Source organism: Mycobacterium sp. 1245111.1 (assembly GCF_001673405.1).
Classification (GTDB): domain Bacteria; phylum Actinomycetota; class Actinomycetes; order Mycobacteriales; family Mycobacteriaceae; genus Mycobacterium.
This window is the reverse complement of sequence record NZ_LZLV01000100.1, coordinates 1-10,323: the sequence shown is the minus strand read 5'-3', so window position 1 is coordinate 10,323 and position 10,323 is coordinate 1. Positions and strand designations below refer to the sequence as shown.

Genomic DNA, 10,323 nt, shown 5'->3' with positions numbered 1-10,323 from the left:
TGCGCTGGGTCGAGACGCTTTAGTTCTCCCGGCCGGCCAGCTCGGCGACGAACCTGTCGATGAAGTCGACGACTGGGTCTGTATGTGCTTGGCGGATAACGAATTTCGTTAGCCCCGCTTTCACGTAGCCGTCGAGTTGGCGGTGCAGCTGATCCCAGTCGTCGACTTCATCGACAGGTTCGTCGCCGAGCTGGCCGGCCGGGAGAACTAAAGCGTCTCGACCCAGCGCAGAATGTCCGGTGTCGCCTTGTCGGTGATGTCGTTGAACTCCGGGTGCTTCTTGATGAAGTCGGCAACCGTCGGGCACACCGGGACGACCCGTTTGCCGTCGGCGCGGGTCGCGGCGAGTCCTTCGCCGATCACGATGCTGGCCAAACCGCGTCCGCCGAACTCTTCGTCGACCTCGGTGTGGTAGAAAACCCGCTGATTGTCGCGATCGGCGAAGGCCGCGAGCCCGACGGTCTGACCGTCGACCGCGATGGTGTATTTCCCGTCGGCGGGAGAAACGGTGGCTTCGGCCCCGGTCTTATCGGTAGGCATGGTTCCTCACTTTCGCGGTGGTCGCAGCAGCTGCATACCTACGCGCATCAACGGCGCGGGTACCCGGTCCCTGGCGGCGAGCGCCGCGTCGGCAACGCGTGACCGCAGCGGAGTGCCCCGGCCGAACATCCGATTCAGCGGCCCACCGGACGGCTCGAGTTCGACGTGCAGCGGCGGTGCGCCCTCGTTATGGCCGAGCGCGGTGGAGATGACTATCCGCTGGATTTCGCTGGTGCCCTCGAAGATGGTGTACAGCTTGGCATCTCGATACCACTTCTCGACGGGATGGTCGTTGATGTAGCCCCAGCCGCCCAGGGTCTGGATGGCCCGCTCGGTTGCTCGGACCGCCACTTCGCTGGCGGCCATCTTCGACATCGAGCCCTCGCCGCGCTCGAAGGCGATGCCCTGCGCGGCCATCCAGGACGCCCGCCAGGTCAACAGCCGCGCCGCGTCGATCTGGGTCGCGATCTCGGCGAGCGGGAAGGCGATGCCCTGGTTGTCCATGATCGGGCCGCCGAAGGCCTCCCGCTGGGTGGCATACGTGGTGGCGTATTCCAGCGCGGCCCGCGCGATGCCGATGGCCTGCGCGGCGACCATCGGACGGGTCTGCTCGAAGGTACCCAATGTGGCTGAGCCGGAACGCTTTCCGCCTGCCACGACTTCGCGGGCCTTCGCCAGCTTGTGCTCGAGCTTTTCCTCTCCGCCGAGCAGGTTTTCCGAAGGAATCCGGACGCTGTCGAACTTCAGCTCAGCGGTGTGCGAGGCCCGGCAGCCGAGCTTGTCCAGCTTGCGCACCAGCTCCAAGCCCGGGGTGCCGCCCGGGACGATGAACAACGCCTGCCCGCGATGGCCGAGCTCCTGGTCGACCACCGCGTTCACCACGTGGACGTCGGCGATGCCGCCGTTGCCGATCCACATCTTGTGTCCGTCGAGGATCCAGTCGCTGCCGTCGCGCTTGGCCGTGGTCCGCAGGTTGCGGACGTCGCTACCGCCTTCTGGTTCGGAGATCGCCAGCGCTGCGAGTTTGAGGTCGCCGGGTGAGCCGAAGCATTGCGGGGCCCATTCCAGCATCTGTTCGGGCGAGGCGGCCTGCCCGATCGCCGACAGCGCCAGCGCCGGCATGACGATCGCCAAACCGATTCCGGCGCAACCCCAGAACAGCTCCTCCATGAACATCGGAAGTGACAGCCCACTGGGGTCGCCGATCAGATCGCGATAGAACAAGGGACTGTAGAAGCCGCGCTGGGCGGCCTCTTCGAGCACCGGCCAGGGAAACTCTTGCTTCTGGTCGTATTCGAGGGCAACGGGCCGGATGACGTCTTCGGCGAACTCGTGTGCCCGCCGGGCCAGGTCGTGCTGTGCGCCAGTCGGTGTCAGGTCGAAGGTCATGTGCGGAAGCCCTCCGGGTCGGTTGACCTTCCTATTACCCCCTGCTGACTAATTCAATCAGGCTGCGTAAACGACTGTTCACGCGGCGGAACGGGGTCCGACCTGAGACATCGGCAGGTGAAAAACGGTGGCCGTGGCCGGCGCGGCGTCATTCTCACGGCGCGCCAGCAGCGCGGCATTGTCCGCCAATTGCCGTGAGCTGATTTCTCCGGCGGCGATCCGGCGCAGGATGGCATGCGCTTCGGCCAACTGCTCACGCTTGCGATACTGGCCACCCGGCAGTTTCACGCCGGCCCACACGCCGTACTCCTCCCGGTTCTCGACTGCGTACTTCGCGCACAGCCGCTGCTGCGCAAGCGGGCATCGGCGCAGGCACTGCAGCCGTGCCTCGGTGGCCGACTGTTCGTAGGCACGCGCCTTGGCGGCGCCGTCGCCGCTGTCGTCGTCGGCGTATCCGAACCACATCTCCGGGTTGACTGAGCACGGGTGACCCATTGGTCCGCCTCCTTCGATCCAAAACGTATACAGAAGCGTATAACCAACTCGCGTGGTTGGCAAGAGAAAGAGACAAAAACGTATATGCCCAGCAAGGCTGATGTCGCTATGTAGTATCCGAAGATGGCCGGAGCGCTGCGTTGAGCCGCGAATCGGCGGGAGCGGCAATCCGGGAGTTGCGAGAATCGCGGAACTGGTCGCTGGCCGACTTCGCCTCGGTGACCGGGGTGAGCGTGATGGGCCTGAGCTACCTGGAGCGCGGTGCCCGCAAGCCTCACAAAAGCACAGTTCAAAAGGTTGAAAATGGCCTCGGTCTGCCAACCGGCACGTATTCGCGCCTCGTTGTGGCGGCGGACTCGGCCGCCGAACTCGAGCGCCTGACCGCCGCCCCGCGGCCCGACCCGACGCCGGCCCGAACCGACGGGCCGATCGTGGTGGTTCGGCACAACACCGACACCGAAGTGCTGGAACGATCCTCCGAAGCCCACTTGGATTCGATCAAATCGGCGATCGAGCGGGCGCCGGCGAACACATCAAACGAATATGAGTCGTATATTCTTTCCGTGATCGAACAGTGCGTGCGGGCCGAGATGCTGGCCGCCGACTCCTGGCGAATCGCGGCCAACGCCGATGCGGAATCAGCGCAACGGCTCATGCGGCATCTCGAGGAGTTGGAAGCCACCCGCGGCGACCTGCTCAAGCGCGTGCCGATGAGTCTGAGCGCGCGACTCGACCGGGCCTGCGCACAGTCGCCACTACCCGATGCCGTGATCGCGGGGATGCTCGGAGTCACCCCCGTAGAGATGTGGGACATCCGCAACCGAGGTGTCATCCCACCCGGCGCTCTCCCCCGGGTTCGGGCCTTTGCCGAACTGGCCGACCAGACCGAGGGAGAACAGCAATGACCGGAAACGAGCTGGCGGCACTGCGCCACGCGCACGAACTGTTCGGTGGCGCAGCCGAAGTGGCATCACTGGACACCAGCGCGGCCCGATACGAGGACCTGCTGGCGCGCGCCGTGGCAATGAATAACGGTGGGGGACGGGCACTTTACCGTGAAGCGGTTGCGCGTAGCCGCGATGACCTGCGGGCCGCGGCTGCCGTCGACGCCGAAGTGGATGCCACGGCCCGAGAAGCCCATCGCGATCACGCCAACGCGCATGCGTTGACCAAAGGTGTTCTCGACGCGGCACGTGCCGACAGTGCGGTGCCGGACAATGCGATTGCGCAGCGCGAAGCGATCCGCCGTCGGGTCGCGCGATTGCGCGCCCAGCACGCACACGTGGTCGCCGCTCGCCGCAAGTCCCGTAGGCATCGATCGAGGTGGCGGGCGACCCGCTACCGGATGCCGCACCGTGGCGTTCATGGTTTGCGGTTGCCTGCGCCGAACACTCGGGCGGGCATTGCGGTGCGCGCCGCGCTGTCGCGACTGGGCCGGCCGTATGTGTGGGGTGCTACCGGCCCGGACCAGTTCGATTGCTCTGGGCTGACCCAATGGTCCTACGCCCGGGCCGGAATTCACTTGGACCGCACCACATATCAGCAGATTTACGACGGGGTGCCGGTCCCGCGCTCGCAGGTCCGGCCGGGCGATCTGGTCTTTCCCACCGCGGGTCACGTGCAGCTCGCCATCGGTAACAATCTCGTCGTCGAGGCGCCTGAACCTGGCGCCACCGTGCGGATCAGTCCGCTTGGTGCCGGCGTGCAGATCCGGCGCCCACTGGGATAACGACGATGGCTAGTGAGCAGGAGCAGGCCGGCGGCGCGATCGACGCGATTGCGCAGCGACAGGCGGCGGCCTCTGCGCACCACGCGGCGTCCGCCGAGGCCGACCGCGCCCTCACCGAAGCGCTCGCCACCGCGCATTCGGTGACGGTGGAAAGCATCCGGCGCCTCGATGCCATCGCGGCCGAGATCGACGGCGCCGTAAACAATCAGGCCGCGCTCGCGCTGGATACCGCGATGGGCGCACGCGAGTTCCAGAAGTTCCTGCTCGCCAAGCAGCAGGAGATCTCGGCGGTGGTGTCGCATGCCCGCGACATCGACAGCGCGACCAAAGCGACGCTGGACACGTTGCGTGAGAACTACACCTCTTCCGACGGCTAGCCCGTGGGCGGCGCGGCGGCTTTCCACACGGGTGAATTGTCGGCGCCAACGCCCCTGGCTACGGTCGCGACCATGTTCAGGCAGCAGAGCGATGACATCGCCTGACCAAGGGTCGGGTTCCGACCATCAGGAAGGCGACGCCGCCGAGGCCATCAGGCACGCGGAAGCCGCTCTGGCGCAGCAGAATTCGGTGACGGCCCAGATTGATCTTCAAGTAGTGGCCGCGGTCTTGAACGCGCATCAGAAGGCGGCCGCCGGGCGGGATGTGCTGAACACCCTGCAACGTGACATCGAACAAGCCGTGGCGTCCCGATCCGATTTGGACACCCCGGCGGGGGCGCGCGATTTTCAGCGCTACCTGATCGGCAAGCTGCGGGACATCCAGTCCGTGGTTGCCGGGGCGAGCCTGGACGACACGTCGAACTCGGCGCTGATGGCCGCGTGGACGTCGCTGTACCACTCAACCCAACCCGGACCCGACCCCGCCGAGCAGCGCGCGCCGGGCGGCGCGCCCGCAGCGGCGCCTCATGGTGGCCAAACTCCGCCCACGACAACCGAATCCGAGCTCGCACCGTATGCAGACGAGTCGCCCGAGGAGGATCTCGGGCTGCCGCCCGAGAGCTCGCCGCCGCAGGCGCCGCCGCCGTCTGCGCCCGCAGCGATGCCCAGCATTCCCTCGTTCGGCGGGGGAGGAGGCCTGCCCAGCGGCGGCGGGTACGGGGTGCCCAGCGGATTCCCGTTGCCCAATTCCGGGCCGGCCGAAGGGGAGGAAGTCGACGACGTCCGACCGGCCACCGAAGACACCGAGGACCGCACGGATGACGAGGATGATCACCAGCCATCCGGCCATGAGCACGCCGAACCCGCGTCCGGCCCGACGACGGCGACGCTGCCCAACGGCGAAACCCTGACCGCCGCAAGCCCGCAGCTTGCCGCCGCGATCGAAGCCGCAGCGGGCGGAACCCCAATCGCCGACGCGTTCCGCCAGCAGGGCATGACCATCCCGCCACCAGGCACCGCCGTGAGCGAACCGCTCGACCCGTCGCGGCTTGCGCCCGGCGACATCGGAATGTTCACCGACCGGCACGCATTAGCACTCGGCGAAAGCCGCGCGTTGATGAACGGCCAGATCCAGCACATTTCCACCGTGAGCGGCCCCGACTTCCTAGGCTGGGAACATCCTCCGGCGCCGGTCATCGCGGACGCGCCGGGCGCGCCCAGCCTGCCGGCTCCCACCAGGCCGGCGATTGCCGAGCGAACCGAGACCGCATAAAAGCTGTCCGGCTCGCGCCGGCACGTCAGAAGGAGAACATGGATGGCAGACCGAATTCGCGTGGTGCCGGCCAACTTGCGTGAAGCCGCCGGCCACCATCAAGAGACATCGGAGTATCTGCGAACCCTTCCCGCGTCGCACGCGGCGATCCAGCACAGTCTGGATTCGCTAGGGCCGATCTTCGCTGACCTGAGAGAGGCCGGTAGAGACCTGCTCGAGCAACGGCGACTGTGCTACGAGCAACAAGCCGACAACCACGCGGAGATCGCCGACAACCTGACAAAATCGGCCGTCATGTGGGAACAACACGAGGCCGACGCCGCCAGGACATTTGATCGCCTCGCCGACGGCGGTCGATGACAGAGGCCGATCCGGCGTTCGACACCGTACATCCGAGCGGACACATCCTGGTCCGCTCCTGCCGTGGCGGCTACATGCACAGCGTCACGCTCACTGAGGCGGCGATGAACACCGACGCCGAGAGCCTGACCGAAGGCATCCTGCTGACCGCCGACGTCTCCTACCTCAAGGCGGTGATGGAGGTGCGAGGCGAAATCGTCGCCGCCGGATACACCCCGTCGGCCGAGGTTCCCACCGCCAACGATCTCGACGTCGCGATCGAACGACTGGTCGCGCACGAACTACCGGACCGCGACGATGCGAACGAATAGCTAGCGAATCCAGGTCCGGACCGCGTCGCGATCCGGGGCGATATCGGTTGGCGGTTCGACAGGGTTGGCGCCGAACAACTCTCGCGCTCGACTCAGCAACGCACGCACTTCATTCAACTGCTGCTGAAGCCCCGAATCTGCCACACGCTCACGCTACCCAGACCGCGTTATTCGCACAATTCACCTACATTTCCAGACCGTCAATCAGCGCAGTAGTCGAGAGGCCCGGGACGGTAGGCTTGGCCGGTGGCAATCTTCGGACGGAATACGGCGCGGCAGCGCCTCCGAAGGGCTGCCCAGGAGTCGTTGAAGATCCCGGCCTTCAAGGCCCCGGTCGACGCAACCCCATGGGTGACAGGCGGTCTCTGGCCTGCGGAGCTGTCCATGGTGACCGCCGAGACCGCGCCTCTCGTCAAATATCTCAAAGCCGACTTGCAGCGGATCGTCAATTCGGCAAACGAAGAACTCAAGAACATTCGGTGTGCAGGATTGGTGGATTCGACGAGACAGGCAGAAGAAGCCCGCGTCATCAACGAAGCGCGTGCCTTCGCGGTACGTCGGGTCGAGTCGACAGTCCGGCATCTCCACAGCATGAAATCGAAATTGCCGATCGAACACCGCCCCGTTAATGGTGTCGACGAGACCGAAAAAACAACACGATTCAAACTCGCTCCGCCGCCGCGCGATTCTGAGCAGACGACGGTCATCCCCACGACGGCCGAACCCGTGCCGGTGACGCCCGTCGCGCCGCCAGAACCGATCCTGCCGCCAGCGCCCGAAGCGTCTCGGGCTGAAGCTGCGGAGCCCATAGCTGCGGCGCCCGTCGCGGAACCGGTCGCGCGAGCCGAGCCCGTCGTCGAATCGGAACCGTCGGCGTCCAAGCACGCTTTCGAATCCGACGACACCGAGGTGCTCGAAGAGTTGGCGACGCTGTTGCACGAGATCGCGCCGCTGGCCGAACCGCCGGTCGAACCACCGCCGCCCCGGGCAGCCGAGCCGCCCGCCGCCGAGCCGGAGGCCGACGACACCGAACTCACGCGTCAGCTGCCGGTAGCGGAGACCGGCGAGTCGCAAAGCGAACGGATGGAGCGGTTGCTCAAATTCGTGGCGCGCCAGGAACCCGGCCTGCGCTGGGCGGTCGGTATCCGCGATGACGGCAGCACCCTGCTGGTCACCGACCTCGCCCACGGCTGGATACCACCGGGGATCACGCTGCCTGACGAGGTGCAGCTCCTGGAGCCGGGCCGGCGCAAAGGCACCGCGGCCGCACTGCTCGGCCAGACCGCACTGCTGGCGACCTATGCGCCCGGCGACCCGCTGGGCTGGGCGACCGACTACGAGGTCACCGACACCTCGTCCAAGCCGCGCGAACTGCCCGCGGTCGACGACCTCGGTTGGGTCCTCGGGGAAGCGACCCATTGGCGCGACGGGCTGCCGCGAATGGTGAACACACTGGCCAAGGCGGGTGCCGCCGGTACCGGCATCGTCGACGCCGAGATCGACATCTTGCGGGTGTACCTCGATACGTCGCGGTATCAACTCCTGGCCCAGTACCCGGATGTCGAACCGGCGCAGCTACTGAATTGCCTGCTGTTGGCCGCCACCGAAGGAATGGCCACCAAGAACATAGTGGACGCGAATTACCACTTCGCCTGGTTCCAACTGCTCAGCTCTCCGCCACCCAGTAATTGGAAAGCCGGTCCGTGACAGCGTGCCGTGATTAAGCCTGCAGACAATGAATTGACGCTGGTCGGAGGGGTCGAGATACTGCAATGATGCCGGGGCCAGACAGTCGCGCGCACCTCAGCGACAAGGATCTCGTCGAGTCGGTTCTGCGCGAATTGAACGAGGCCGCCGACAAGTGGGAAGCACTCGTCGGCCAGGCCGAGACCGTCACGTACAGCGTCGATCTCGGCGATATTCAGGCGGTCGCGAACGGTGACGGCAGGCTGGTCGAATTGTCGCTGCATCCGACCGTGATGTCCGGCTATACCCACGGCGAGCTTGCCGACCGGTTGAACCTCGCCGTCGCCGCGCTGCGGCAAGAGGCCGAGGCCGAAAACCACGCGCGCTACGGCGGAGCTCTGCAATGACGGGTAACGGGTTGCCAGGCAACATCTTTGAGCATCAGGCGGGTCCGCATCGGCCGCCGAAAGGATACTGAACGTGCCACTCAATCTCTCCAATCGCGACCAGAACTCGGGGCATCTGTTCTACAACCGCAGACTCAAGGCCGCGATCACCCGGTTCTCGGTGCGGATGAAGCACGACGACCGCAAACAGCAAGCGGCAGTGGCACTGTCGATGGTCTTCGTGCTGATCGGCGTCGGCTGGATGGCCCTGCTGCACGTGATGAAGCCGGCGGGCCTCGTCGGTCAGTCCTCGATCATCGGCAACCGCGACACCGGCGCGGTGTACGCGAAAATCAACGGCCGGCTGTACCCCGCGCTCAACCTCACCTCGGCCCGACTGGCCGTCGGCAACGCCGCGTCGGTCGTCTGGGTGAAAGCCGCCGAGATTGCCAAATACCCGACCGGGCCGATGATCGGGATTCCCGGTGTGCCAGACGATCTCACCGTTACCCCGGCGTCGACCTCGGCTTGGTCGGTCTGCGATACCGTGCCGACCCGGGGTGTCGGGGCGCCGCTGGTGACGTCGATCGCCGGGGAGCTCGAAACCGGGGGCCGGGCCGCTCCGATGGCCCGCACGGATGCCGTGTTGGCGACGCACATCGGCGCGACCTACGTGATCTGGGGCGGACAACGCTCGGAAATCGACCCGGCCGACCGATCGGTGACGTTCAACCTGGGGCTGGATCCCGGCGTGACGTATCCGATCGAAATGTCCAACGCGCTGTTCGATGCCCTGCCCTCGACGGAACCCCTTGTGATACCGGCGATCCCGGAGTCAGGGACACCGTCGACGTTGCTGCCCGGCTCGACGGTGGGAAGCGTGCTGGAGACCCGCGACGCGACGGGCACGGTCACCGGCTTCTATGTGCTGCTCCCGGACGGCGTTCAGAAGATCACCAGCTTCGTCGCCGACCTGCTCCGCACGGCCAACTCGCAAGGGTCGGCCACGCCGACACTCGTGTCGCCGGACAAACTGGTCCACGTTCCCGTCGTCGAGAGACTCAACGTCGACTTCTACCCGTCGGGCAAGCTGAATTTCGTTGACAAGACCGCCAATCCGGTGACGTGTGTCGCCTGGCAGAAGCAGTCCACCGACCCACAGGCGGCGATCACCGTGTTCAGCGGACGGGGCCTGCCCATCCCTATCGGAATGGATAATCGGCTGGTCCGCCTGGTGCGCGACGACCGCCACCCGGAGTCGGTGGAGGCAGACCAGACGCTGGTGCTGCCGGGAGCGGCGAACTTCGTCGCCACCACGAGTGGCGTGGCCACGGCGCAGAGCCGCGAGAGTCTGTATTGGGTTTCGCCGCAGGGTGTTCGGTTCGGCGTGCAATGGGACGACAAGACGTTGCAGGCACTCGGATTGGATCCACGCAGCGCCGCCCAGGCCCCGTGGCCGATCGTCCGTACATTCGCGGCGGGGCCGGCCATCAGCCGCGACAGTGCCCTGCTCGCGCACGACACCATCAACGGCGGGGGCGCGGTTGCGCCGATCCCGGAAGCCAATCAACAGGTCGGAGGCTAGGCATGTCCAAACGTGGATTCGTGCGTGGTGCACGCAAACCCGCGCCGACGGTGCCTCCGGTGCGGGTGGCGGTCGCGCCGCCGCTGGCGCTGCCGGAGCGCGAGCCGCGCAACATCCTGTTGATGATTGCGTTGCCCGCCTTGCTCGTGGGGATCATCGGCACCTTGGTGGTGATGTACACCTCGGGAGTCC

14 protein-coding genes and 1 pseudogene are annotated in these 10,323 nt (G+C 66.1%); 10 read left to right on the top strand and 5 right to left on the bottom strand.

Annotation, left to right across the window (positions count from 1 at the left end):
• Positions 1 to 19: 19 nt before the first annotated feature.
• The 4 genes and pseudogenes from A5658_RS28835 to A5658_RS14885 all read right to left on the bottom strand — a co-directional run.
• Positions 20 to 157: pseudogene (locus tag A5658_RS28835) on the bottom strand (TIGR03854 family LLM class F420-dependent oxidoreductase); the annotation flags it as partial.
• 50 nt (positions 158 to 207) lie between these two features.
• Positions 208 to 540, bottom strand: coding sequence for a GNAT family N-acetyltransferase (locus A5658_RS14895; protein WP_067336318.1), 333 nt, complete (start codon positions 538 to 540; stop codon positions 208 to 210).
• Positions 541 to 546: 6 nt separating this feature from the next.
• The gene (locus A5658_RS14890; protein WP_067336316.1) at positions 547 to 1,929 is read right to left on the bottom strand and encodes an acyl-CoA dehydrogenase family protein; all 1,383 of its coding nucleotides are present in this window, start codon (positions 1,927 to 1,929) and stop codon (positions 547 to 549) included.
• Positions 1,930 to 2,007: 78 nt separating this feature from the next.
• Positions 2,008 to 2,424, bottom strand: a complete 417-nt coding sequence (locus A5658_RS14885; RefSeq protein ID WP_067336313.1) for a WhiB family transcriptional regulator — start codon at positions 2,422 to 2,424, stop codon at positions 2,008 to 2,010.
• Positions 2,425 to 2,564: 140 nt separating this feature from the next.
• Here A5658_RS14885 and A5658_RS14880 point away from each other — a divergent pair, with 140 nt between their 5' ends.
• From A5658_RS14880 to A5658_RS14855, 6 genes are all read left to right on the top strand, one after another.
• Positions 2,565 to 3,329, top strand: a complete 765-nt coding sequence (locus A5658_RS14880) for a helix-turn-helix domain-containing protein (RefSeq protein ID WP_067336310.1) — start codon at positions 2,565 to 2,567, stop codon at positions 3,327 to 3,329.
• Positions 3,326 to 4,153 carry a C40 family peptidase gene (locus tag A5658_RS14875; protein ID WP_067336307.1) on the top strand — a complete coding sequence of 276 codons (828 nt, stop codon included), beginning with the start codon at positions 3,326 to 3,328 and terminating at the stop codon, positions 4,151 to 4,153. The genes A5658_RS14880 and A5658_RS14875 overlap by 4 nt, the downstream gene beginning before the upstream one ends.
• A gap of 5 nt (positions 4,154 to 4,158) precedes the next feature.
• Complete coding sequence (locus A5658_RS14870) at positions 4,159 to 4,530, top strand: DUF4226 domain-containing protein (protein WP_067336305.1); 372 nt, start codon at positions 4,159 to 4,161, stop codon at positions 4,528 to 4,530.
• Between the two features lie 91 nt (positions 4,531 to 4,621).
• Positions 4,622 to 5,803, top strand: a complete 1,182-nt coding sequence (locus tag A5658_RS14865) for a DUF4226 domain-containing protein (protein ID WP_067336302.1) — start codon at positions 4,622 to 4,624, stop codon at positions 5,801 to 5,803.
• Positions 5,804 to 5,845: 42 nt separating this feature from the next.
• Positions 5,846 to 6,163, top strand: coding sequence for an ESX-1 secretion-associated protein (locus A5658_RS14860; protein ID WP_067336297.1), 318 nt, complete (start codon positions 5,846 to 5,848; stop codon positions 6,161 to 6,163).
• Positions 6,160 to 6,474, top strand: coding sequence for a DUF2694 family protein (locus tag A5658_RS14855; RefSeq protein ID WP_067336294.1), 315 nt, complete (start codon positions 6,160 to 6,162; stop codon positions 6,472 to 6,474). Before A5658_RS14860 ends, A5658_RS14855 begins: the two co-directional genes overlap by 4 nt.
• Here the strand turns inward: A5658_RS14855 and A5658_RS28830 are convergent, their stop codons facing one another.
• On the bottom strand, positions 6,475 to 6,618 hold the full coding sequence (locus tag A5658_RS28830; protein WP_231997332.1) for a hypothetical protein: 144 nt from the start codon (positions 6,616 to 6,618) through the stop codon (positions 6,475 to 6,477).
• 240 nt (positions 6,619 to 6,858) lie between these two features.
• On the opposite strand from A5658_RS28830, the gene A5658_RS14850 reads away from it, so the two are divergent.
• The 4 genes from A5658_RS14850 to A5658_RS14835 form a co-directional block, all read left to right on the top strand.
• On the top strand, positions 6,859 to 8,181 hold the full coding sequence (locus tag A5658_RS14850) for a DUF5631 domain-containing protein (RefSeq protein ID WP_369830528.1): 1,323 nt from the start codon (positions 6,859 to 6,861) through the stop codon (positions 8,179 to 8,181).
• 65 nt (positions 8,182 to 8,246) lie between these two features.
• On the top strand, positions 8,247 to 8,567 hold the full coding sequence (locus tag A5658_RS14845) for a DUF2710 family protein (RefSeq protein WP_156751477.1): 321 nt from the start codon (positions 8,247 to 8,249) through the stop codon (positions 8,565 to 8,567).
• Between the two features lie 73 nt (positions 8,568 to 8,640).
• The gene (eccB, locus tag A5658_RS14840; RefSeq protein WP_067336289.1) at positions 8,641 to 10,131 is read left to right on the top strand and encodes a type VII secretion protein EccB; all 1,491 of its coding nucleotides are present in this window, start codon (positions 8,641 to 8,643) and stop codon (positions 10,129 to 10,131) included.
• A 2-nt stretch (positions 10,132 to 10,133) separates the two neighbouring features.
• On the top strand, positions 10,134 to 10,323 hold a 190-nt coding region (locus A5658_RS14835), incomplete at its 3' end, for a hypothetical protein (protein WP_197503134.1).

Excerpts from the sequence above, each read along its gene's own strand:
- A5658_RS14855 (WP_067336294.1), top strand. The coding sequence starts at position 6,160 with ATGACAGAGGCCGATCCGGCGTTCGACACCGTACATCCGAGCGGACAC.
- A5658_RS14885 (WP_067336313.1), bottom strand. The coding sequence starts at position 2,424 with ATGGGTCACCCGTGCTCAGTCAACCCGGAGATGTGGTTCGGATACGCC.
- A5658_RS14850 (WP_369830528.1), top strand. The coding sequence starts at position 6,859 with ATGGTGACCGCCGAGACCGCGCCTCTCGTCAAATATCTCAAAGCCGAC.
- A5658_RS14845 (WP_156751477.1), top strand. The coding sequence starts at position 8,247 with ATGATGCCGGGGCCAGACAGTCGCGCGCACCTCAGCGACAAGGATCTC.
- A5658_RS14860 (WP_067336297.1), top strand. The coding sequence starts at position 5,846 with ATGGCAGACCGAATTCGCGTGGTGCCGGCCAACTTGCGTGAAGCCGCC.
- A5658_RS14875 (WP_067336307.1), top strand. The coding sequence starts at position 3,326 with ATGACCGGAAACGAGCTGGCGGCACTGCGCCACGCGCACGAACTGTTC.
- A5658_RS14895 (WP_067336318.1), bottom strand. The coding sequence starts at position 540 with ATGCCTACCGATAAGACCGGGGCCGAAGCCACCGTTTCTCCCGCCGAC.
- A5658_RS14865 (WP_067336302.1), top strand. The coding sequence starts at position 4,622 with ATGACATCGCCTGACCAAGGGTCGGGTTCCGACCATCAGGAAGGCGAC.
- A5658_RS14890 (WP_067336316.1), bottom strand. The coding sequence starts at position 1,929 with ATGACCTTCGACCTGACACCGACTGGCGCACAGCACGACCTGGCCCGG.
- A5658_RS14870 (WP_067336305.1), top strand. The coding sequence starts at position 4,159 with ATGGCTAGTGAGCAGGAGCAGGCCGGCGGCGCGATCGACGCGATTGCG.